This is a genomic window from Dyadobacter soli (genome assembly GCF_900101885.1).
GTDB classification, from domain to species: domain Bacteria; phylum Bacteroidota; class Bacteroidia; order Cytophagales; family Spirosomataceae; genus Dyadobacter; species Dyadobacter soli.
This window is the reverse complement of the sequence record NZ_FNAN01000031.1, coordinates 31721-56135: the sequence shown is the minus strand read 5'-3', so window position 1 is coordinate 56135 and position 24415 is coordinate 31721. Positions and strand designations below refer to the sequence as shown.

At 51.8% G+C, this 24415-nt stretch carries 17 protein-coding genes; 10 read left to right on the top strand and 7 right to left on the bottom strand.

The window, feature by feature from the left end:
- Positions 1-120: 120 nt before the first annotated feature.
- Both BLQ88_RS37480 and BLQ88_RS37475 read right to left on the bottom strand, forming a co-directional pair.
- Positions 121-570: a glycoside hydrolase family 30 beta sandwich domain-containing protein gene (locus tag BLQ88_RS37480; RefSeq protein ID WP_310590165.1), complete on the bottom strand. Its 450-nt coding sequence runs from the start codon at positions 568-570 to the stop codon at positions 121-123.
- A 75-nt stretch (positions 571-645) separates the two neighbouring features.
- The gene (locus tag BLQ88_RS37475) at positions 646-1545 is read right to left on the bottom strand and encodes a glycoside hydrolase family 30 protein (protein ID WP_310590164.1); all 900 of its coding nucleotides are present in this window, start codon (positions 1543-1545) and stop codon (positions 646-648) included.
- Positions 1546-1855: 310 nt separating this feature from the next.
- Between BLQ88_RS37475 and BLQ88_RS34480 the strand changes: the two genes are divergently transcribed.
- The gene (locus BLQ88_RS34480; RefSeq protein WP_176885190.1) at positions 1856-4843 is read left to right on the top strand and encodes a triple tyrosine motif-containing protein; all 2988 of its coding nucleotides are present in this window, start codon (positions 1856-1858) and stop codon (positions 4841-4843) included.
- Between the two features lie 39 nt (positions 4844-4882).
- On the opposite strand, the gene BLQ88_RS34475 is transcribed toward BLQ88_RS34480, so the two are convergent.
- From BLQ88_RS34475 to BLQ88_RS34460, 4 genes are all read right to left on the bottom strand, one after another.
- Complete coding sequence (locus BLQ88_RS34475; RefSeq protein ID WP_090157586.1) at positions 4883-6412, bottom strand: RagB/SusD family nutrient uptake outer membrane protein; 1530 nt, start codon at positions 6410-6412, stop codon at positions 4883-4885.
- An 18-nt stretch (positions 6413-6430) separates the two neighbouring features.
- Positions 6431-9541 (bottom strand): SusC/RagA family TonB-linked outer membrane protein, encoded by a 3111-nt coding sequence (locus BLQ88_RS34470; RefSeq protein ID WP_229212982.1) that lies wholly within the window; start codon positions 9539-9541, stop codon positions 6431-6433.
- Between the two features lie 250 nt (positions 9542-9791).
- Positions 9792-12554, bottom strand: a complete 2763-nt coding sequence (gene ligD / locus BLQ88_RS34465) for a DNA ligase D (protein WP_090157572.1) — start codon at positions 12552-12554, stop codon at positions 9792-9794.
- A 214-nt stretch (positions 12555-12768) separates the two neighbouring features.
- Positions 12769-13530 carry a DUF72 domain-containing protein gene (locus BLQ88_RS34460; protein WP_090157571.1) on the bottom strand — a complete coding sequence of 254 codons (762 nt, stop codon included), beginning with the start codon at positions 13528-13530 and terminating at the stop codon, positions 12769-12771.
- 117 nt (positions 13531-13647) lie between these two features.
- Here BLQ88_RS34460 and BLQ88_RS34455 point away from each other — a divergent pair, with 117 nt between their 5' ends.
- The 6 genes from BLQ88_RS34455 (at position 13648) to BLQ88_RS34430 (ending at position 19542) form a co-directional block, all read left to right on the top strand.
- Positions 13648-14022, top strand: coding sequence for a hypothetical protein (locus BLQ88_RS34455; protein ID WP_090157570.1), 375 nt, complete (start codon positions 13648-13650; stop codon positions 14020-14022).
- 97 nt (positions 14023-14119) lie between these two features.
- Positions 14120-15520, top strand: a complete 1401-nt coding sequence (locus BLQ88_RS34450; protein WP_090157569.1) for an ATP-binding protein — start codon at positions 14120-14122, stop codon at positions 15518-15520.
- A gap of 34 nt (positions 15521-15554) precedes the next feature.
- A complete protein-coding gene (locus tag BLQ88_RS34445) occupies positions 15555-17216 on the top strand; it encodes a response regulator (protein WP_090157568.1) in 1662 nt (553 codons plus the stop codon).
- A complete protein-coding gene (locus BLQ88_RS34440; RefSeq protein WP_090157567.1) occupies positions 17216-17485 on the top strand; it encodes a UBP-type zinc finger domain-containing protein in 270 nt (89 codons plus the stop codon). Before BLQ88_RS34445 ends, BLQ88_RS34440 begins: the two co-directional genes overlap by 1 nt.
- Before the next feature lie 291 nt (positions 17486-17776).
- The gene (locus BLQ88_RS34435) at positions 17777-18685 is read left to right on the top strand and encodes a helix-turn-helix domain-containing protein (RefSeq protein WP_090157566.1); all 909 of its coding nucleotides are present in this window, start codon (positions 17777-17779) and stop codon (positions 18683-18685) included.
- Between the two features lie 92 nt (positions 18686-18777).
- Positions 18778-19542, top strand: a complete 765-nt coding sequence (locus BLQ88_RS34430; RefSeq protein WP_090157565.1) for an SDR family NAD(P)-dependent oxidoreductase — start codon at positions 18778-18780, stop codon at positions 19540-19542.
- A gap of 70 nt (positions 19543-19612) precedes the next feature.
- Here the strand turns inward: BLQ88_RS34430 and BLQ88_RS34425 are convergent, their stop codons facing one another.
- Positions 19613-20236 carry a YceI family protein gene (locus BLQ88_RS34425; RefSeq protein ID WP_229212981.1) on the bottom strand — a complete coding sequence of 208 codons (624 nt, stop codon included), beginning with the start codon at positions 20234-20236 and terminating at the stop codon, positions 19613-19615.
- A 189-nt stretch (positions 20237-20425) separates the two neighbouring features.
- Here BLQ88_RS34425 and BLQ88_RS34420 point away from each other — a divergent pair, with 189 nt between their 5' ends.
- From BLQ88_RS34420 to kdpA, 3 genes are all read left to right on the top strand, one after another.
- Positions 20426-20851, top strand: a complete 426-nt coding sequence (locus BLQ88_RS34420) for a response regulator (RefSeq protein WP_090157563.1) — start codon at positions 20426-20428, stop codon at positions 20849-20851.
- Positions 20852-20979: 128 nt separating this feature from the next.
- Positions 20980-22317 (top strand): sigma-54-dependent transcriptional regulator, encoded by a 1338-nt coding sequence (locus tag BLQ88_RS34415; RefSeq protein WP_090157562.1) that lies wholly within the window; start codon positions 20980-20982, stop codon positions 22315-22317.
- A 403-nt stretch (positions 22318-22720) separates the two neighbouring features.
- A complete protein-coding gene (kdpA, locus tag BLQ88_RS34410; protein ID WP_090157561.1) occupies positions 22721-24409 on the top strand; it encodes a potassium-transporting ATPase subunit KdpA in 1689 nt (562 codons plus the stop codon).
- The last annotated feature ends 6 nt before the right edge of the window (positions 24410-24415 follow it).

Here is a 24415-nt window from a genome sequence, read left to right as displayed (position 1 = left end):
CATCAAACCATCAACAAATGCCGTCAGGCATGTAGCCGTGTCTCATAACCAGCGATTTCAATCGCTGGTTACAACAGCGCGGCAACGCCCGAGCCCAGTCGATCACTGAACTGAAAAGCACTACCAAACAAACGTCCCAACCGACCCCGCTTTCAGACTGACAGGGGTCGCCAGGGCTCCATCCTGAATCGTAAATTTCTTCTCGACTTCCGAATCGTTCAAAACGATCAACACCTTTTTTCCGTCGGGACGTAAAAATGCGACGTTCAACAACTGACTGTCCGCGGCGCTCACATCTACGCCGGACGCGATACGCACGGAACCCGGGCGTACAAACTTGGATGCGTGCGCGACTACGTAATACGCGGCATTGCGGGTGACTTTGTCGCCATCGAGGGTGACGCCACCCAGGCAGCGGTCGCAGCCGCCGCGGTCGGTGAAGGGGCGGTTTTGCGGGTTGCTGGTGAGGTTCCATTCGAGCACGGTGCGGGCCCAGTTGCGGGTAGCACCGATGGTCAATTTTTTGATGTGGTCGGGAAAATCGCGCTCGAACTTGCCTGGCGCGCCCATCCATTGCTCGGTGAAATAAAGGTGCCTGTCGGGGTGTGCGTCGTGGACTTTGGATAATGCGTCGATGGTGCCGCCTTAGAGGTGGAATGCCGAGCCGTTTACATATCTCTTCGCTTCCGGATCGTCGAGGATCGTGATCGGGTACTCAGGTTTATCGGCATTGTGGTCGTAAACGATGATTTTAGTATTGATTTTGGCCTTTTCGAATGCAGGCCCCAAATGATTTTTGACAAAAACGGCCTGGTCTTTCGCCAGCATCAGCAGGCTGGGATTGTTGCCGGGATGCAATGGTTCGTTCTGCACGGTAATCGCATCGATACGAATACCCTCTTTTTGCATATCCTGAATGTAACGCACGAAATATCTGGCATAGGCATCATACCATTCCGGTTTCAGGCTTCCGCCGCGGGTGTCGCCATTGTCTTTCATCCACACCGGCGGCGACCAGGGTGAGCCGAGGATTTTCAATTTTGGATTAAAAGCTAATATCTCTTTTAAAATGGGGATCACATCGTTGCGGTCGGGGCCGAGGTTGAAATGCTTCATGTCCGGGTCGGTCTGGCCCTGGGGCAGGTCGTCGTAGGAGAATACCTTCTCATTCAGGTCGGATGCGCCGATGCTCACACGCAGGTAAGCAATCCCGATGCCATTGCCCGCAGTCGAGAAAAGCTCTTTGAGCAATGCGGTACGGGCGATTTTGCTCATGCCCATCAAATGCTGTGCGCTGCCGCCGGTGAGCGTAAAGCCGAAACCGTCGATTTCCTGGAACTTTTGTTTTGCATTAATACCAATTACCGGCGTTGCACCGGAAGATGCAGGTTTTTGTAATGCCAGGGCCGGCTGTTGGGCAAATAGCACCGATTTATCCGGATTGGTAAGCCAGAAATCGACCTTTTTCGACTGTCCGAAAGCCATCAGGCCGGTCACGAGGCAGATGCCGAGCAACAATGCAGGTTTAGGATTGAAGAATTTCATGCTTTTAAGTTTAATGTCTAAGAGTTTAGCGTCGAGCGTGTAAAGTTTAGAGTTTTGAAAGTTTAGACTAGACCTTGAACTCATAAACTCTGAACTCTCAACCGCAGCGGCGGACCGCTTAAAACCCATATTGAAATACACTGAAAATAATGTAATATATTGCGAGTTCAAATGTAGGGCAACCTGCACAACTTTGTGCATGACGGGCTACTACATTACTACAACAACCCGACTAAAATTGCGAAATAAATGCACTGGCGTGGTTCGCCACTACGTCAATCCGCTCATCAGTGTACTGCAAAGCCGGAATATGATACACATAGCTGTTTTCCTGTTTCTGGTGCTTTTTGTGCAACGGCTGTACGCACAGAACACCATCGGCCTGCCCGAGGTAGTCAACTATTCCAAACAAACATACCACGCCGGAACACAGAACTGGGCGATCCGCCAGGGCCGGAACGGTGTGATGTATTTTGCGAACAACGAAGGGCTGCTGACTTTCGACGGCATTTACTGGCGGACGTACCCATTACCCAACAAAACCAAAGTCCGCTCGCTGGAAATCGGGGCGGATAACCGCATTTACATTGGCGGCGAGAACGAATTCGGCTACTTCACGCCCGACAAGCGCGGTGTTTTGCATTATGTGTCCCTGCGTAACCTCGTACACGAGCGCGACCGCAGTTTTGCCGACATCTGGAATGTGGCAGTGCTTAACGGCAGCGTCTTTTTCAGGGCCAGCAACCGCATTTTTGTGTATGAAGACAATGCCGTCAGCGTATTCAGCGGCGGTTCGCATTGGCGCTTTATGGGCGTTTGTAATGGCATTGCTGTGGCGCAGGATGCGGCTAGCGGGCTGCTGAGGTACGATAATGGCCGTTGGGTACCGTGGATCACTGCTGGTGAGCTCCCTTCTGAATACCTAACCACGAGTCTCCTGTCCGTCGATAAAGAGCATGCGCTGCTCGTTACCATGGATGCTGGCCTGTACCGGCTTTCCGGCGACCGCGCCACGCGCCTGCAATCCGCGTTTATTGATCAGGTCAAAAGCGAGCGGATATATGCCGCGACGCGGGTGAACGAAAAACTGATTGCGCTCGCAACGAGCCTGGGCGGCTGCTACATCGTCACGAATGAAGGCGAGTTCGTTCACCGGTTCGCACGCGCGGATGGTTTGCAAAATAACAACGTCCTCAGTGTTTTCCGCGACCGGGACAAAAACCTCTGGCTGGGCCTCGACAACGGTATCGACTTCATCGCTTACGACAATGCCATTAAGACGATGTACCCGGCCGCAACCAAGGACGAGGCAGGTTATGCGTCGCTGATTCATAAGGGCCGCCTGTACGTAGGTACTTCCAACGGCCTGTATTCGGTGGCGGTGGGGCAGTTCAGCGACCTGAGCTATGTGAAAGGCACATTCAGTTTTGTAGCGCATTCGCGCGGGCAGGTATGGGGACTTTCGGAAATCAACGGGAAGCTGCTGATGGCACACCACGAGGGTATTTTTGAGGTGGAGGGTAATCAGGCCCGGCCGGTTGAAAAGCGAAATGGCTTCTGGGGCTTTTTGCCGCTTTCCCGGATTTACCCGGTCACGAAAGTGGCAGTAGGGAACTACAACGGCATCAATTTCCTGGAATATAATGGCAGTACATTCCGGCCGGTGGGTCGGGTCGAAGGGTTCGATGTGGCCGCGCGTTTCCTGAGTACGGATGCGCGTGAGGAGAATGTAATCTGGACGTCGCATCCTTACCGCGGGGTGTACAAGGTGACGCTGCCGGACAGTGAGCATTCAAGCGGCGATCCGTCAGGCGGCGATCCGTCGGGCGGCGTGCCGTCGGGCGGCGCACCGTCGCAGGCGCGGCTGTATACGCACAAGGACGGCCTGCCGCTTTCGCTCAACCACAATTACATTTATAAAGTCAAGAACAAGATCCTGGTCGCTACCGAAAAGGGCATTTACGAATACAATGCGGCGACCGACCGGTTTACGGCATCGGCGTACTACAATGGGATATTCCAAAATCTCGGTGTGCGCTATCTGAAAGAAGATCAGGCGGGTAACGTCTGGTTTGTACGCGGGAAGGAGCTGGGTGTGGTAGATATGAGCGGCGGTAGTCCCAAGATTATTTTCCTTCCCGAAATCAACCACAAAATGGTCTCCGGTTTCGAATACATTCACCCGTTAAATGAAGAAAACATCCTTATCGGCGGCGAGAAAGGCATTTACCATATCAATTACAAAAAGTACAAACAGAACAAGAGCCGTATTGCCGTGCAGATCAGCGCAATGCGGTCGTTCGGTACCGACTCGTTGCTTTTTGGGGGGTATTTCGGGGAAATTAATGATTTGAAAAAACAGACCGACGAACAGATTCCCCGCATTACAAACCGCTTGAATTCAGTGGGTTTTGAGTTTTCTTCGACATTGTTCAGCCAGCAGTCGAGCATCGAGTACGCCTATTTTCTGGAAGGATTTGACAGCAACTGGTCCAACTGGTCGGCGCGGAGTGCGAAGGAATACACGCATTTGCCGCCGGGGCATTATACTTTCAAAGTGAAGGCGCGGAATAATTTCGGCAGCGAGTCGGAAGCAGCGGGTTACTCGTTTGTGATCCTGCCGCCCTGGTACCAGTCGATCTGGGCGTATCTGGCTTACGGCGTGCTGATTCTCGGGCTGGCCTGGCTGTTTTACAAATGGCAGGAAAAGCGCTTCCTGCAACAGCAGCAAATGCATTTGGAAGAACAAAAACGCCTGCAATACCTGCACCAGCTGGAACTCGAAAAGAACGAAAAGGAAATCATCAAGCTCAAAAACGAAAAGCTGGAAGCCGAAATCCTGCACAAAAACACGGATCTGGCGACGTCGGCCATGCATTTGGTGCAAAAGGCTGAGCTGCTCTCGAAACTCAAAACCGACCTGGTTAAAATTACCAAAAGTGCTGAGGATGATAAGATTAACGATGATTTGAAAAAGATGATCAAGGTCGTTGGCGACGAAAACAAGGTGGATAAGGACTGGGGCCAGTTCTCCAAGCACTTCGATAGCGTGCACAGCAACTTCCTCATTGCATTAAAGGAAAAATACCCGAACCTGACCGCCAACGAACTGAAAATGGCCGCTTACCTGCGCATGAACCTTTCCAGCAAGGAAATCGCGCAGCTTATGAATATTTCGCTGAGAGGGGTGGAGGTAAGCCGCTATCGCCTGCGCAAGAAATTACAGCTGCCGACCGATGTGAATATGTTCAATTTCTTTCTCGGTTTTCATCTCGACGAGTCAAAAGAAAAGGCTTAGAGCAAAGCTCCAAGCCTTTCTGATCTGGGTATGAGACCGCTACCTGGTCCCGCCCCATTCTTTACTCTGCTCGATTTTCGTATTTTCCAGTTCCAGCAAAGGAATCGGAAGAATTTCGTGTTTGCCTGCCACGAAGCCTTTCGGTCCGAGCACGGCTGCCGCGTCACCCCATCGCACGAGGTCCATCCAGCGGTGGCCTTCACCCGCGAGTTCGAGGCGGCGTTCTTTTTTAATGTTTTCAAATGTCGCAGCCACTGGTTTCAGGCCTACACGTGCGCGTACCGCGTTCAGGAGCGCAGCGGCGCGGGTAAGGTCGCCCGACCCGCGTACGAGGGCCTCGGCTTCCAGCAGGTAGGTGTCGGCCAGGCGGGTATCGTACATATTCTGCGGGAAGTTGAGCTCGGGAGCACCGGCGCCTGTCCAACGGTCGGACTGCCTTCCTGCAAATTTTTCAAGGAAATAACCCGTGTTCATATAACCCTTCTCGTACGCTACGACGCCCGCTTTTTCAAGGCTGTCGAGGTTGGCCACGGTCGCTTTGTAGCGCGGGTCGAAATGGATCGCTTCAAATAGCGACGGCGTTACCGGCAGGAAGCTCCATCCTGAAACGTAATCCGGCGCCGAGTCCGACTTGCGGTTGTAGCCGCGCGGGCCGGTAATGATGTTCATCACATTACCTTCCGTACACGACACGCAGCTCCATCCTCCGGCAGAGGTATTGGTATAGGAAAGTTCAAAAATGGATTCGCTGTTGAACTTGTTCTTCGTCTTGAAAAGATCGCCGAAATTGTCGAGCAGCTTATAGCCATACTGGTTGTTACCGCCGGGCGTACCGTTCACTTTCGCCAGTTCCTGCGCAGCCTGCGCGAATTTATTTTGATACAAATAGACTTTACCCAAAATCGCATGCGCCGCACCTTGTCCTACACGGCCAGCTTCCGTTGCTACATTGATAGTAACCGGCAAGTCAGCGATCGACTCCGACAGATCTTTTTCGACCTGAGCATAAACTTCCGCCGGGGCCGCTTGCAGCACGTCGTACATTTCCTGGGTGGAAATGGTGCGGGTGAACAGCGGTACGTTCTTGAACAGCCTCACCAGCTCGAAATAGAAATACCCGCGCAGGAACTTCGCTTCGGCCGTGTAGCGCTTTTTGAGCGTCTCATCCATCGGTACCCCAGGAAGCTTTTCGAGAATGGCATTCGTGCGGAACACGCCCGAGAAGCCTTTTCTCCATAGTTCTCCCTGTGGTCCGGTGGTCGGGTTTAGGGTATAGTTGGAAATGACCTGGAAATCCATGATGTCGCTCGGGCCGCCGCCGCCCGCGAAATGGTCGTCGGAAGCCGCATTCATCGTGGCGATGGTGGAAACGTAGCCGTTACCCTGCCAGCCCACCACATCGTAAGCCGCCACCAGGCCGTTGAACGCCTCTTCCTGGTTGCGGTAGTAGTTCGCTTCGAGGTTGAGGCCCTTGGGTTTCACGTCGAGGAAGCTGTCGGAGCAGGACATGAGCTGCAAACCGGCGGTAAATGCCAGGGCAGTCACGAATTTGTTATATCTCAATTTCATTTTATTCGTATTAATCAATTAAAAAACAATGTTCAAACCTACCATGAAGCTGCGCGCCTGCGGGTAAATGCCCTTGTCGACGCTGAGCACGCTTCCGCCGATCTCGGGGTCGTAGCCGGTGTATTTGGTGAGGGTGAACAGGTTCTGGCTCATCACATACACACGTGCCTTTTTCATCGCCACCTTGCTGATGATCGAATTCGGCAGCGAGTAGCCGATTTGCAGCGTTTTCAAGCGGAAGAAATCGCCTTTTTCCAGATAGAAGCTCGACGGGTTCTGGAAATTCTTGTTCGGGTCGCCGTTCACGATGCGTGGGAAAGTAGTAGAAGTCCCCGGGCCCGTCCAGCGGTCGAGTGCGTCGGTTTGCCAGTTGGCATTGGCGATGTCGAGGCGGCGGAGGCCCTGGAAAATCTGGTTACCTGCCACGCCCTGGCCGAATACCACGATATCGAAACCTTTGTAGGCTGCATTCAATGTGAGGCCGTAGTTCAATTTTGGAGTGGGGTTACCGATGAACGTGCGGTCGGTTTCAGTGATCGTACCATCGCCATTCAGGTCCTGCCATTTGAAATCACCCGGTTTTGCATTCGGCTGAATCTTTTTGCCTTCGGCGGAAACGTGCGAATCCACTTCCTCCTGCGTCTGGAAAATACCCTGGTTTACATAGCCGAAGAACGAGCTGATCGGCTGTCCCACCTGCGTACGCGTGATCGGGGGCGAGCCCTGGAAGCTCTGGCCGCCGGAAAGGTACTGCACGCCGTTGCCGAGGTTGGTCACTTCGTTTTTGATATAGGAAACATTTCCGTTCACAGAGAAATCAACCTGGCCGAGACGCTTGCGGAAGCCCAATTCGAGTTCCACCCCGGTGTTTTCCATGTCGGCGATGTTGGCCGCAGGGTTCGAAATAGCACCTACGTAGCCCGGAATGCGTGGGTTTTGCAAAATATCCTTGGTAGCCTTCTTGAACCACTCGAAAGTCACATTCACATTATTGAAGATCGTCGCGTCGAAGCCGATGTTGGTCTGGCTGGTCTGTTCCCATTTCAGGTCCGGGTTCGCAGGCGCATTGGGGCTGTACCCGATGATGTAGCTGCCCGAAGTACCGATGGTGTAGTTACGGCCGCTCCCGATGGTCGAGAGGTAAGCGAAATCGCCGATACCGTCGTTACCCACCACGCCGTATCCCCCGCGGAATTTCAGGAAATTTACTGCATTGTTGGTCGGAAAGAATGCCTCGCGCGAGAGTACCCAGCCGAGTGAGAACGACGGGAAGATACCGTACTTGTGGTTCGAACCGAAGCGGGAAGAACCGTCGCGGCGTACCAATGCCTGCACGAGGTATTTCTCGTCATAGTCATAGTTCAAACGGGCGAAAAGCGAGCTTACGGTGTGATTAGCACCTTCTGAACCGTCGGAGTTGCGTTGGTCGGCAGGTACTTTAAAGTTCAGGGAAGCATCGTCGAAGTTGTCCGCAGGCACGTTGAAGAACGTCACGCTGGTCATGCGGGTATTGTTGTCAAGGTAAGCACCCTGTCCCAAAAGCACATTCACATTATGCAAGCCAAATGCTTTGGTGTAGGAAATGGTGTTTTCCAGATTGTAATCAAAGCGGCGGTTGTTGGTGCGGTTGAAGCTCGTCTGTGAATTAATGGAAGCCGCATTCAGCCACGAAATAGGGGTGAAGCTCTCATTGCCCCAGAACGCCAGCTTGCTACCGATGGTCGATTTCAGTTGCAAACCTTTGATCGGTTCGGCCATCAGGTAAGCATTGCCCACGATATTGTCCGACCAGCTGTAATTGCCTAAACGGTTTTGGATATACGCCAGCGGGTTGCTCATTTCCTGGCCCACTGCCTGCGAAATGCCGTAAGGATTGCCGTTCGCGTCGCGACGGATGCCTTTGTTGGTATAAGGCGCCGCATTTGCCACCGCAGGATCAGTGATTACTGCAGGTGTAATAGGGTCAAGGTTAATGGCAGAGCTCAACGGACCACCAAATTCGCTATTTGTATTACCCAGTCCCACGGATTTATCGTGCGCGTAACCGAGGTTCTGGCCGAATGTGAGCCATTTCGCAAGTTTGTGCTCCGAGTTAAGGCGAATGCTCGTCCTTTTGTATTTGGAAATATCCGTCGCGACAATACCCTCCTGGTTGAGATAACCCAATGAAAGATAGAAAGTTGACTTGTCGGTCCCGCCACTGACGCTCAGTTCGTGGTTCTGACGTTTGGCGCTGTTGTTAAAGATCAGGTCCTGCCAGTCGGTACCCTTGCCAAATGCCGCAGGATTAGCATAGGGAGCCGGTTGACCTGCATTTACAGCCGCTTCATTACGGATCGTCGCATATTGGGTAGCGTCGAGCAGGTCGAGTTTCTTAGCCGGTGCCTGCACGCCGATGTAGCCATTGTAATTCACGCGGATACCGCCTGCTTTCCCTTTTTTAGTAGTAACCAAAATTACCCCCGCAGCTGCCCGCGCGCCGTAAATGGCCTGTGAAGCTGCGTCTTTCAGTACTTCAATCGACTCGATATCAGACTGGTTAAGGAATCCGATACCACCGTTATCGACCACCACACCGTCCACTACGTACAAAGGGTCGTTGTTGTTCAGCGTCGTTACGCCCCGTACGCGTACGGTCGCGGCTGAGCCGGGCTGGCCGGAGTTCGAAGCGATTGTAAGGCCGGAAGTCCGGCCCTGCAACGCTTCTTCCAGTCGGTTAATCGGCATTGATTCTAAATCAGCGGCTTTTACGCTCGAAATGGCGCCGGTTACGACGCTTTTCTTCTGCGCGCCATAGCCCACCACCACCACTTCGCTGAGGTTATCGATGGATTCTTCCAGTTCAAAATTGATTTCGGATTGGTTGCCCACAGTAACTTTCTGGGTGTTCATTCCGATGAAACTAGCTACGAGGACGGAGTTGGGCTGCACCTCGATCGAGTAATTACCGGTGGCGTCGGTAATGGTCGCGTAGTTGGTGCCTTCTACTACCACCGTAGCGCCTACCAGCTCTTCGCCCTTCGTTTTGACCGATACTTTGCCCTTCACGACCCTGCTCTGGGCGAAGGCGGTCTGTACAAGGCCATATAGCATCAGCACACTACATAATAGTACAAATTTTTTGCTCATAAATGTTAGTATTAAAAATTAGTAGAACCGGCAAATGATCTTTGCCCAATTAATTATTGAAAAAGTAATACTTGCGTACCGCCGACAAAGGTATAGGCACAATGAGGCCTCCGGGTAGCAATGCATTACTACATTACTACCTCATATTGCACAAGTGAAATGTTTTCACGGAAAAATCACCCCTACATTACTACTACAATGAGGGGGTAAGCTGGTTATTTATTAACAAAAAGTAGGAGGATTTTGACTTTTAGCCTGTGGTGACATCGATTTTACCGATCACTTCTTCCAGGTCGATTCCTTCGCCTAAAACGGGTTTGAATAGGTCACCTTCGCGCTGAATTCGTTCCATGGCGTTGAAGATTGTGAAATCTTTCAATTGCAGACCGATCTTCACCTCGTCCCAATGCAAGGGCATGGAAACGGTGGCGCCAGGTTTTGGGCGTACCGAGTAGGGTGCGGCGAGTGTGGCTTTGGGGCGATTTTGGAGGTAATCGATGTAAAGTTTGCCCTTGCGGTTTTTGGTCATTCGCTCCACGCTGGTGAAATCGGGGAGCCGGTGCTGTACCTGGCCCGCCACCCATTCGGCGAAGAGCTGGCATTGGTCGTAGCTGTATTTCGCGCCGAGGGGAATGTAAATGTGCAGGCCGGTGGAGCCGGAGGTTTTGCAGTAGGAGGGCACATTCAGCGAATCGAGCAGGGATTTAATCACTTGCGCGGTTTCGATCACCTGCTCAAATGTATTGGTCGTGTCCGGGTCGAGATCGAGCAGGCACCAGTCGGGGTTATCGGGCGTTTCGATGCGGCTGTTCCAGGGGTTTACATCGATGGCGCCGAGGTTGGCCATGTAGAGCAATGTGGCCTCGTCGTTGCAGAGCATGAAGTTTTTGTGCTCGCCTTCGGAAACATAAGGTGTCGTTTCGATCCAGTCGGGTACTTTGCCGGTCACGTCTTTCTGGTAAAAGCTCTTGCCCTTAATACCGTTTGGAAAGCGGTTGAGCGAGAGCGGCCGGTTTTCGAGATAAGGCAGAATGAGTGGGGCGACCTGGTAGTAATAGTTGATCAGTTCGCGTTTCTGTATTTTATCGTCCGGCCAGTATAATTTACCCAAATTCGAAAACTTCACTTCATGGCCACTGATTTTGCGCACCTGCGTTTCCTCTTTCGGGTTCAAAAGTGTTTTTCTTTTCGGTTTGGAAGGTTTTTTAATGATGGTTTCTTCATCTGCATTCACCTCTTCCACCACTTCATCGGCCGGTTTTTCCACTTCCCGCACCACATCCTTCGCCGATTTGTCCTCCCGCATTCCCTCGAACGACGGGTGCCTGAACACGCCATCCTGCGTGATTTCGGTAAAACTGATCTCGCATACCAGTTCCGGTTTCAGCCAGGTCGCATTCGCGTGCGGCGGGTTCGGGCGGAAGCGCGAGGGTTTGTTGTAATCCGGCGTTTCTTTGAATGGGCTTTTTTTGATAATCAATGGTTTGAACAGCGCTAGCATTTCCTTTTGCTGCTTTTCCTTGAAGCCGGTGCCCACTTTGCCTACATAACGCAGCTCGCCTTTGTCATAAGCGGCCAGGAGTAACGCGCTGAAAAGCTTGGAAGAACCCTCATTCAGCGTATAGCCGGCGATAATCACTTCCTGCCGCTTGTTAATTTTTATTTTGAGCCAATCGCGCGTGCGGATGCCCGGAAAGTATTCGCTATCGGATTTTTTAGCGATGACTCCTTCCAAACCCATTTTCTGCGCTGCTTCGAAGAATGCATTACCATCCGCCTCGACACTGTACCCGAGCTGTACCGGGCTGTTTTCATCGACAATGCTTTGCAAAATGGCCTTCCGCTCGCTAAGAGGCAGGTGGATAAGGCTTTTGCCGTCGAACCAGAGAATATCGAAGGCATAGTAAACCAGCTCGCCATCGGCCTCGCTCCGCCAGTTTTGTAATGCATTGAAATCGGATAGGCCCTTTTCGTTAATTACAACGATTTCGCCGTCGATCACCGCATCGATTTTCCACTCCTGCAACTGCTGGTAGACGGGGTAAAATTTGTCATTAAACGATTTTTTGTTCCGCGATTGCAGGCTCACCCCGCCCTTGTTGAGGTAGGCCAATGCCCGGTATCCGTCCCATTTAACCTCATATTCCCAGCCGGGATCGTCGAACGGCCCGTCCACCAGCGTGGCGAGCATAGGCTGCAGGTCATCGGGAAACTTTTGCTTTTTTCCTTTTTTCAGGATCGCCGGTACGTCTGCGTCCGGACTTTTTTTTTCGGTAGCTGCATCCTCGGCGGGATCTTTGGCTTCCGTTTTGGAAGCTTTTGCTGTTGTCGATTTGCTTTTGCCCTTTGTTTTGCCGGTCGCCTTTGTTTTGGACGATTTCTTCTCCTCGTGATTGCTTTCCCAAACCGCGTCGCTTGCTTTTTCAATGCCGTTCAGCGTCCGGCGGGAGACGGCGGAGCGGTCTTTTTCGGTAATATCGTCCTCGGAAGCATATTTATCGCGGTGCTTGATGAGTAGCCAGGCATTTTCCTCCATGCCTTTCGTTTTCACCAATGCATATTCCCCTTTGAGTTTCTTACCATTCATCCGCACTTTCAGCGAGCCGGAATGCAGCTCTTTTAGCGCCAGTTTTTCCTGCGCCTTTTTACCTTTCACTCCCTTTAACTTCCCTTTTTCTACCTCTTCCAATGGCTCATAAGTGCCGTAATCCCACACCATAACAGTCCCCGCACCATAGTTTCCTTCGGGAATAATACCTTCGAAATCCTTGTAATCATAAGGATGATCCTCCACCATCATCGCCAGCCGCTTCACAGACGGATCGGTCGACGGACCTTTGGGGACGGCCCAGCTTTTGAGCACGCCATCCATTTCCAGCCTGAAATCGTAATGCAGGCGGGAAGCGTCGTGTTTCTGGATGACGAAAATGAGTTCCACCTGGTCGGCTTCGCCGCCTTTCGGTTCCGGCGTTTTGTCGAAAGTGCGTTTTTCGTTGTATTTGGAAAGTGTCATGGTGTGATGGGTTAGCGGTGGTGTGTTAATGAATTTTGAATGATTGAATGATTGAATGATTGAATAAGCTTGTGTTGCTGATTTTGAACTATTAATTTCTATGACTGTACGGGCGTTTAACTATTCAATCATTCAATCATTCAGTCATTCAGTCATTCAATCATTCAATCATTCAGTCATTCAATCATTCAATCATTCCCCGTTCCACGGCGGATCATTCAATCATTTCATTTATCCTGGCGTCGACACGTTCCTGCAACTTCCTCGCATTGTCCAGCGCGTGGCCGCCTATGTCGTTGTTGAAAAATGCCCAAACCTCGTGGCCGTCGTCGGCCCAGGCGGCGAATTTTTCGGCGTAATCTTCCAGGATATCGTCGGGGTAGGACGAACTGTACAGCGACGTCGGGCCGTGAAAGCGCAGGTAGATGTCTTTGGCGGTGATTTCTTCGTGGTAGGGGAAGCGGTCGGCCTGGGAGAAGACGAGCGCGATGCCGTGTTTTTTCATCAACCCTATGCTTTCCTCCGAAAACCATGACGGGTGCCGTACTTCGAGGGCGAAGCGGAAGCCTTCGTACGAGTCGGTTTCTTCGTAAAATGCCTCCGCTACTTCGGCTTGGAAACGGGAGTTGGCGGGCAATTGGACGAGTATGGGGCCAAGGTGTTTTTTATAAGGTCCAAAAATGTTGAAAAACCGTTCCAATGGCTCCTTTGGATCATGGAGCTTCTTCAAATGGCTCAGGTACCGGCTCATTTTCGGGCAGAACAGGAATCCATCGGGCACCAAATCGATCCATTTCTCCACGATCTCCTTCGTGGGCAGCTTGTAGAAGCTGTTGTTGATTTCCGAAACGGGGAAATGTCGGGCATAAAATGTCAGGTATTCCGCAGCTTTCACATTTTCGGGATAGAAAATGCCTTTCCAATGCTTGTAACTCCATCCTGAGGTGCCGATGTGTATCTTTCGCTCCACTTTCATTTTCAGTTTGTTGTGGAGCCAATAGAAGCAAATATCGTACCGAACGAAAGTTAGCGACGCCCGGATGGTAATGGGAACGGTTTTTGAATTTAGATACCCAAAACAAAACAGAAACCCATGGCAGTTATTGATATTCCCAGCATCGACAACCTGGGCGAGCAGGAGGAAACGCTGGGCACTGCCGACGACATTCGCGAGGAGGTGGTGCTCGACATCATGCAGCAGGAAATTGTGGGCAGCATGGTGAAAATAGAGTTTGAAACGTCGCTCGGGCTTTGTACCGGGCATTATTTGTCGACGGAACTAGGACACGAGGAGATTAACCTCGAAGCGGCATCATTCGAACGGCTGCGACAGCTTTTTCCTGCGTGCAACGGGGCGTTCGTGCATCCGGGCAACCGCGATTGGGTGGAGGTGAGCCTGGCGGAGGTTACCGGCGGGTTGCCGGAGTACAAGATCTACACGCGGCTGGTGACGGGCGGAATCGTATAAAGACGGGATTTCGTTGTGCATTCGGGAGGTTCGCACGAAAAAGTCCCCGTTTATTTCGAAATTGGCCCGTTAACTCACACCATTACCGCGTTCGCTCATGAAAGATATTAGTGTCCAGGATTTGCTTGCCATTGAAGTTTTTAAGGATGTGCCTGAAAACCAGCTGCAATGGATGATCGACCACAGCGAGCATTACGAGTTGCAGGAGGGCGATGTGATGATCCGGCCGGGAGAACCGCTGATAGGCACGCACGTCATTTTTTCAGGCCGGATCGAGCTGTACCGGGTTCAGGCCAATACCAAACAGATTATATCCGAGCTATTGCCCGGCACCGTGACGGGTATATTGCCGTTTTCGCGTGGAAAAATAGCCATCGCACACGGTGTATGCCTGGAAACGGCCCAGGTAATGACGCTCCCGAAAGAACTGTTGCGGGAGCTGGTCACGCTGCATTACGAGCTTACGCAGGCGCTCGTGATCGTGATGACGTCGCGCGTGCGGGAGTTCACCGAACTCGAACAGCAGAATGAGAAGATGATGGCGCTGGGTAAGCTCTCGGCGGGGCTGGCGCACGAGCTGAATAATCCTGCGGCGGCTATTGTAAGGAGTTCGGCTTCCTTGAAAGAGCATTTGCTGATGCAGCCCGATTCCTTTAAATCGTTGCTCTCGATCCATTTGTCGCACGAGGAAATCGACCTTTTGAATGATAAAATGGTGACTTTGCTCAACAATACGAACCGGCCTGTGCTCTCGATGATGAAACGGTCGGAGAAGGAGGATGAGATTCTCGACTGGCTCGATATGAACCAGATCGATGGTTGTGAAGACATCGCCGATAACCTCGTGGAATTCGGAGTTGGAGAAGATGATCTGGAAGCATTGAAAGGGAAGATCAACCACGATGACCTGTCGCCCGTGCTGACCTGGATCAACAATAGCCTGACGACCGAGCGGATGGTGGCGGATATTCAGGAGGCTTCGAAACGCATTGCAGAGCTCGTGGGCTCCGTGAAGACCTTTACGCATATGGACCGCGGGGGCGAGCGCGAGTACGTGGACATCCACGTGGGCATCCGCAACACGCTGATCATGCTGAATTACAAGCTGAAAAAGGGCAATATCAAGGTGACCGAGGACTTCGACCTGACGTTACCACCCGTGAAAGCGATGGTAGGTGAGCTGAACCAGGTGTGGACGAACCTGATCGACAATGCGATCGACGCGCTGGATAGTCAGCCGGAGGCCGAGTTGACGCTCATTACCCGCCGCGACAAGGAATTTGTGAAGGTGACGATCTGCGACAATGGCCCGGGCGTTCCGGCCGAGATCCGTTCCAAGATTTTCGACCCGTTTTTTACCACCAAGTCGGTAGGGAAGGGTACGGGGCTTGGGCTCGACGTCGTGAACCGCATCGTACGCCAACACCGCGGAACCGTTACGCTGCATTCGCAGCCGGGGCGTACCGAATTTGTGGTATGTTTCCCTTTTAATGGATAATTTTAATTCTCAACCCATACTTAAAAGAGCTCCCATGGCTTTGCCCATCCTATTTTCGATTGACGACGATCCCCAGGTACTCCGGGCGATCAGCCGCGACCTGAAATCCCATTACCGCGAAAAATACCGGATATTGAGCACTACTTCCGTGGCCGAAGCGATGGAAAGCCTGCTCGAATTGCAGAACCGCGGCGACGAGGTGGCGATGTTCATTTCGGACCAGCGCATGCCCGAAATGCAGGGCGTGGATTTTCTGCAAAAGGCCATGAAAATGTTCCCCTTCGCCAAAAGGGTGCTGCTGACGGCCTATTCGGATACGGAGGCGGCCATTAAGGCGATCAACGACGTTCAGCTCGACTATTACCTCATGAAGCCCTGGGACCCGCCGGAAGAGAAGCTCTACCCGGCGATCGACGAGCTGCTCCGCGACTGGCAGGGCAACTACCGACCGGATTTCAAGGGTATTAAAGTGTTAGGTTATCAATTCTCACCCAAAGCCCACGAAATCAAGGACTTCCTGGCTGGGAATCTGGTGCCGTACCTATGGCTGGATGCGGAATCGAACGAGAGCGGGCGGCAGATTTCGCAAAATAACAACCTGTGCCCGGTCGATTTCCCGGTGGTGATTTTTGAGGATGGTTCGTTATTGAAAACGCCGTCGCTGATCGACATTGCGGAGCGTATCGGGCTGAATCCCAAAACCAAACAGCAGATTTACGACGTCGTGATCATCGGTGCGGGCCCGGCGGGGCTGGCGGCATCGGTGTATGGTGCTTCGGAAGGTTTAAGTACTTTGTTGATCGAGCGCAAAGCGCCTGGTGGACAGGCCGGTACGAGTTCCCGGATCGAGAATTACCTCGGTTTTCCAACGGGTTTGAGCGGGGCCGAACTCACGCGCCGTGCCATCACGCAGGCGACGCGCTTCGGTACGGAGTTCCTTTCGCCGCAGTTTGTGAAGGAGATTAAGTTAAAAGATAAATATAAAACCGTGGTGCTTGGCGATGGTAACGAAGTGAATGCCAAGGCGGTAGTGATCACCACGGGTGTCGATTACCGTAAGCTGGAAACGATCGGTATTGAGGACTTTACGGGGAAGGGCATTTACTACGGTGCTGCCAGCACAGAGGCCAGTTCCTGCGGCAATAAGGATGTATATGTGCTCGGCGGAGGCAATTCTGCGGGGCAGGCGGCGATGTATCTGTCGAAGTTTGCGCGGAATGTGAATATCCTGGTCCGGAAAAATGATTTGACTTCCTCGATGTCGTCCTATCTGATCGACCAGATCGCCGGGACGGAGAACATCGCCGTTTTGGGCTGCACGGAAATTCTTGAAGCGCAAGGCGACGGCCATCTTGAAAACCTCAAACTGGTTGATTTGAATACCAGTGAAGAGCGCATTGTTCCGGCCGACGCATTGTTCATTTTCATCGGTGCGAAGCCTTATACCGAATGGGTAGGCCTTGAAATCATCAAGAACAAGAAGGGTTTCATCGAAACGGGCCGTGAAATGAAGAATTACGATAATTTCAAAGAGATCTGGAAAGCCGACCGCGATCCCTACCTGCTCGAAACGAGCTCGCCGGGCATTTTCGCTGCGGGCGACGTGCGTGCGGGCGCGATGAACCGCGTGACGTCGGCAGTAGGCGAAGGATCGATGTCCATCAGTTTTGTCCACCAATATTTAAGTGAAGTATAATGGAAGAGATTTGTAAACATTTAGAAGATATACAGGAGATTAAGGTCGCCAGCGAGCTTGTTTGCGAAGAATGCAAAAAAGTCGATGGCTGGTGGGTGCATTTGCGCACCTGCCAGACCTGCGGCGCGACCTTATGCTGCGACAGCTCCCCCGCCAAGCACATGACCAAGCATTTCCACCACACCGGCCACCCCGTAGCCTCGTCGGCCGAGCCGGGAGAGAAGTGGTTGTGGTGTTATGAGGATGAGGCGTTTGTAGAGTATGAATGACGGAGGAAGGGGAAGATGGAGGAAAGGGAAGAAAGGAGGAAGGGGAGGAAGGAAAAAGGCGCTGGTAGCGCTGGTACGAATCTCGTGATTCGTACGTACTATTCGCAGGCCTCTGGCCGGTCTATACTGCAATATCGGTTTGCGGTACAGACCGGCCAGAGGCCTACGAATATTTAGTCACGAAGGAAACCTTCGCGCCATTTTTCTTTTTTCTCCATCCTCCCTTTCCTCCATCTTCCCTTTCCTCCTTTCTTCCTTCTTCCCTAAATTTGATTTTCGTAACTTTACTCCATGGCGAAATCTGCGACGATCGAACAGTTTTATAAGGATACTTCCATGCTGATACCGGAGCCGGTGAAGAAGGAGGTGGGGCATTTCAATATTTTCAGGACGGACGAGCTGTACCGGCTGGCCGCCAAGAACCGCGTAATGCCCTACAACCGGCGCGCTTACTATAAAATCAGCCTGATTATCGGGCGGAACCGGGCGGAGTATGCGGACAAAGTGATTGATATACCGAATAATGCATTGCTTTTTGCAACGCCGCTGATTCCCTACAACTACGTGCCGCAGGATGAGAACCAGGCGGGTTTCTTCTGCATTTTCTCCGAAGATTTCCTTACGCAGGACAACAGCGGCGTGCGGTTACGCGAATTGCCGGTTTTTAAGCCGGGCGGTAACCCGATCTTCTTCCTGACGGACGAGCAGATCGAGGATATCAAATACATTTTCAGAAAGATGTTCCGGGAAATCGAGTCGGATTATGCTTATAAGTATGATCTGCTGCGGAATTATGTGATCGAGCTTATTCATTTCGGACAGAAGTTGCAGCCGGCGACCTCGCTTTTTACTGAAACCAATGCTTACAAACGGGTTTCTGCATTGTTTATCGAGCTGCTCGAACGGCAGTTTCCCGTCGAGCCGCCGCACCAGAAGCTGAATCTGCGCTCGGCGAAGGATTATGCCGACCAGCTTTCGATCCACGTCAATTACCTGAACAAGGTTTTGAAAGAAATTACGGGAAAGACCACCACCGAGCTCATTACCGAGCGCATTGTCAAGGAATCCAAGATCCTTTTGAAGCATACCGACTGGAATGTGTCCGAGATCGCTTACAGCCTCGGTTTCGAGGAAGCTTCACATTTCAATAACCTCTTCAAGAAGCATACGGCGCTCAGTCCGCGGGCATTCAGGGCTTAGATTTGAATTTCGTAAGTTTTGATTTGAAACCCGCAAATCCTGCCAGCTAGCGCCCGGTACCTTTGTTCCATCAATTTTAAACAACAAAAAAGATGGAATCAGTAAGTAAAATAGCATTGATTACCGGCGGCAGCCGTGGTTTGGGAAAAAATATGGCGATGCGCCTGGCAGAAAAAGGAAACGACGTGATTGTCGTGTACCGGAGCAAAGAACAGGAAGCGAATGAGGTGGTTGCCGCGATCGAAGCCCTGGGGCAAAAGTCAGTCGCGATCCAGTTGGATACTGCAAATATGAAGGCCTTCGACGGTTTCTTTGCTCAACTTTCGGCTATTCTGAAAGACAAATGGAACCGCACTTCTTTCGATTTTCTAGTGAATAATGCAGGTATCAGCCGGCATTCGGCATTTGCGGAAACCCCCGAGCAGGATTTCGACGACCTCCTGAATGTGCATTTCAAAGGCGTTTATTTCCTCTCTCAAAAAGCATTGCCGCTGCTCGCGGACGGCGGACGCATTGTGAATCTCTCCACGGGCCTCGCACGCTTCTCGTCACCCGGCTACGCAGCTTACGCATCCATGAAAGGCGCGATCGACACGCTCACGCGCTACATGGCCAAAGAACTCGGCGGCCGGGGCATCACCGTGAATGCATTGGCGCCCGGCGCGATCTACACCGACTTCAACAGCGACTCGTTCGATAACCATCCCGGCCTGACCGACTTCATCAGCAGCGTCACCGCACTGGGCCGCGTGGGCGAGCCGAACGACATCGGCGGTGTGGTAGCGTTCCTGTGTTCGGATGATGCGCGCTGGATTACCGGTCAGCGTATCGAAGTTTCGGGCGGGATGTTCCTCTAAAAAAGGAAAGGTTGAATGCAGGAATGACATTTCCTGAACATTCAACCTATTTCCACCTATGAACCCTTCACTAAATTTTGTTGCCCGAGAGCTTCAAATGCACCTCGATACCCGGCTTGATGGACGCGTCGTCCGGCAGGCCGGGTTCTGTGGCGTAATTCATGCCCCACAACGTGCGGTCGAATGTGGTGACGGCCTCCAATTTGAATGAATCACCGTTGATGTCGATCCGCGCCGGAAATGTGACCGGATTACTTTTACCTAACAGTGTTAAATGTCCTGTCACTTCATAATTGGCCCCTGAAATCACCCCTGCGCCGGTTCCCGAGTAGGGGGCTACGCTCATGATTTCAAAGGTGACGATCGGATGAAGCGCCATATTGAAGAAATCGGCGCTTTGCAAGTGGTGTATGAGCTGGTGTTTCAACTCGTCGGTAGGCAGGTTGAAATTGACGATCGATGCGAGCGGAAGCGTGAAGGTCCCGCTTTTCACTTTCCCGCTCTCGATCACGAAACTGTTACTTTCCACCTCGATCGAACCTTCGTTAAAGTAGCCTGTTTGGAGGAAACCCTTCCATTCGGCCACGGAGGTTTCGTCGAGGTGGTAGTTGGTGGTGGTCACCGGGTCGCCGTGGTCGGTGCAGTTTGTGGATAGTGCGGCAAGTGTTAACAGTGTTAGAAATTGTTTTTTCATGGTTTGAATTGTTTTCATGGCTGATTTGGATTCTGAGGCAAAACTAACGGCAGGTTTGTTGCCGGCGCCTACGCGGGACGGATGGAAAACTACGCGAAACGGATTTTGACGCAATCGGGAGCCGATTGGTATTGGAATCATTTATTGCGTTATTTGTAACCAGAATCCAGTCATTAATCCCCGGGGGCAATGTCAATCAGAGGACCCATTATTTCGATCGAAGACGACGCCGACGATCAGTTTTTAATCAAAAGCGTAGTTGAGGAGCTTGACATAACCAATGAGCTTTTGTTTTTCAACAACGGTGTGGAAGCCCTGCTGTACCTGGAAACCACACGCGACCAGCCGTTCCTGATCATCTGCGACATCAACATGCCCGTGATGAACGGCCTGGAACTCCGCGAGCGCATCGACAAGAACGAGTACCTAAGGAGGAAATCGATCCCGTTCGTGTTTCTGAGTACCGCCGATAACCCGCTGGTAATCGAAACCGCGTACGATTCGACGATACAGGGATTTTTTAAAAAGGAAAATAGCTTCGAGGATCTCAAAGCGAGGATCCGGGTGATTTATGATTATTGGTCCTACTGCCTGCATCCCAATCATTATCTCTAACTTTTTCTATGGTCCCCAGACTTAAGTCCGGGGCAAATCGATGGTCGGGTATGGTGGCTTTGGGCAGGTATTTTGCATCACAAACTTTATTTTAACCCCGGGTTTCAACCCGGGGCCGTTACCAACATATGACAACGATACTAATCGTCGACGACGAGGAAAAGCTGCGTGGCCTGATGGCCCGCGTGATCAAACTGGAAGGCTTTGAAGTGGTCGAAGCTGGTGATATTAAGACGGCCTGGAAAAAGCTGGACCAATCGGAAATCGATGTGGTGCTTTGCGATGTGAAGCTGCCTGACGGCAATGGCGTGGAGTTTTCGAAGGCATTGAAGGAGAAGTATCCAATGCTGGAAGTGATCCTGCTGACCGCCTACGGTAACATTCCCGACGGGGTTCAGGCGATCAAAAACGGCGCGTTTGACTACATTACCAAGGGGGATGATAACAATAAGATCATTCCGCTTTTGTACAAGGCTATCGATAAGACCGAGCTGAACCGCCGGGTGGTAAGCCTGGAAAAGCAGCTGGGCGAAAAGCGGTCGTTTGACGCGATTATTGGTAAATCTAAAAACCTGCTGGCCTGCATCGATCTCGCGCGACGCGTGGCGCCTACGGACACGACCGTGCTGCTGCTAGGCGAAACCGGTACGGGTAAGGAGGTATTTGCGCAATCCATTCACCAGGCGAGTAACAGGGCCAAGAAGTCGTTTGTGGCCATCAATTGCTCCGCATTTGGAAAAGATTTGCTCGAAAGCGAAATGTTCGGGCACAAGGCGGGGGCATTCACAGGCGCCGTGCGCGATAAAAAGGGCCTTTTCGAAGAAGCGAACAATGGTACCATTTTCCTCGACGAAATAGGCGAGCTCGCGCCCGAGTTGCAGGCCAAGCTGCTGCGCGTGCTCGAATCGGGGGAATTTATCAAAATAGGGGAAACGCACCCTACCAAAGTAAATGTGCGCGTAATCGCCGCTACGCACCGGGATTTACCCAAACAAATAGCCACCGGAGAATTCCGGAGCGACCTGTTTTACCGGCTTTCGGTTTTCCAGATCACGCTACCCGCATTACGCGAGCGCACGGCGGACATAGGCGCGCTAGCGAGCAGTTTCGCGACACAGTTTGCATTGAAAACCAACAAAAAGATTACCGCGCTATCGCCCGATTTTATCAATGCATTGGAAAAAAATCCCTGGAACGGCAACATCCGCGAGCTCAAAAACGTGATCGAGCGCAGTGTAATCCTCACCGACGGCCCCGCGCTGAACATCGAAAGCCTGCCCTTCGAAATGCAGCATCCAAGGCAGGAAGGCGGCAAGAACTTGTCGGCATTCAGCCTGGCCAGTTCGGAAAAGCTGCATTTGCAAAAAGTCCTCAACTACACGAACGGCAACAAAGCCGAAGCCGCACGCTTATTGGAAATCGGCATCGCGACCCTCTACCGCAAAATCGAAGAGTACAAATTATAAAGGGCATCCCGCTGCATCACACGCATTGCACCGGGCATAATCCACACCTCGTACCAACACTTCCATTCCGATAAAAAAGCTTATCAAAATGATAAGCTTTTTTTATGTCCAAAAAACAAAAAGCAATGCATCTATCTGAATAGCAACCCCTTGCCGTCGACTTAAGTCGACGGAACAAGAGTTGCTATATGCTAGATTGAGTTTATAATAAAAATTTGAAAACAATGACAACATTCCTTCTTCTGGCAGCCGGCGCATTAAGCTTCGCGCTCTTCTACAAAACCGTTCACTATTTCGAAAAGATCTGAAATCATGCTTGCGCTATTCATCGTCTCGATCCTGGTCTTCATGTACATGTGCTATGTGCTCGTGAAGCCTGAAAAATTCTAAAACACCCAATCCAATGAACACTGAATTATTTGGCATAGTCGCATTGTTCGTCGCCACGGTCGCATTGGCGGTACCGTTCGGCAAGTACATTGCGAAAGGATATGGAGGAGAAAAAACGCTCCTCGACCCTGTTTTTGGCCCTTTGGAAAAAGGGTTTTACCGTTTGAGCGGCATCCGCCCGAGTGTCGAAATGAACTGGAAGCAGCATTTGTTTGCATTGCTGACGATCAATATGGTCTGGTTTTTCCTCGGCATGTTCGTATTGATGAACCAGGGCTGGCTCCCGCTTAACCCCGATGGCAACCCGTCGCAATCGCCTGATCTGGCATTTAATACTACCATTTCTTTCGTCGTCAACTGTAACTTGCAACATTACTCCGGCGAAAGCGGGATGAGCTACCTCGGGCAGCTGTTTCTGATGTTCCTGCAATTCGTCACCGCGGGTACCGGTATGGCCGCCGCCGCTGTCGTGATTATCGCCATTAAAGAGCGTACTACCGATAAGCTGGGCAACTTTTACGATCTGTTCGTAAAATCCTGCACCCGCATCCTGCTGCCCGTTTCGTTTGCGATTGCGCTGATCCTGCTAGCCAACGGTACACCGATGACATTCAACGGTAAGGACACGATGTACACCATGCAGGGCGATACGGTGCAGATTTCGACTGGCCCGGTAGCGGCATTCGTACCTATCAAGCACGTGGGTACCAACGGCGGTGGTTTCTTCGGCGCCAACTCGGCCCACCCATTGGAAAACCCCACCTATGCGACCAACATGACCGAAATGTTCGGCCAGATGATCATTCCGATCGCCATGATCTTTGCATTGGGTTATTATGTCAAAAGAAGAAGGCTGTCGTGGATGATCTTCGGTGTGATGACGCTCGGCTTTTTGCTGCTGACCGTCCCTACGATTATCACCGAGCTGCACGGCAACCCGAAAATCGCGCAAATGGGTGTCGATATGTCGTCCGGCGCAATGGAAGGCAAGGAGACGAGGTTCGGTACGACGGCTTCTGCCTTTTGGAGTATAGCCACCACCGTTATCTCCACCGGCTCGATCAACTCCATGCACGACAGCTTCATGCCCGTCTCCGGACTGACCCAAATGCTTTCCATGATGACCAACGCATTCTATGGCGGTGCGGGCGCGGGGATTCTCAACTTTTACATTTTCATCATTCTCGCCGTGTTTATCAGCGGGTTAATGGTGGGTCGTACGCCGGAATTTATGGGTAAAAAAATCGAAGCGCGGGAGATGAAAATCGCCATGATCGTCGCTTTGCTGCACCCGCTGCTGATTCTGGCCGCCACCGCATTGGGCGTATCGATGCCCGAACTTACCGCAGGCACATTGAACAACCCTGGTTTCCACGGTTTCAGCGAAATGCTGTACGAATACACCTCCTCGGCAGCCAATAATGGTAGCGGTTTCGAGGGGCTCGGCGACAATACGCCGTGGTGGAACATCAGCTGCGGTATCGTGCTCATCCTTTCACGGTTTATCCCGATCATCGGTCCGGTGGCCATTGCAGGCATTCTTGCATCCAAAAAGCACGTTCCGGAAAGCGCCGGAACCCTCCAAACCGACACCGGTACATTCGGTATCATGGTGTTCGCAGTGATCGTGATCATCACCGCATTATCCTTCTTCCCCGCATTGACCCTCGGGCCGATTGCCGAATACTTTTCAATGCAATAATTAACT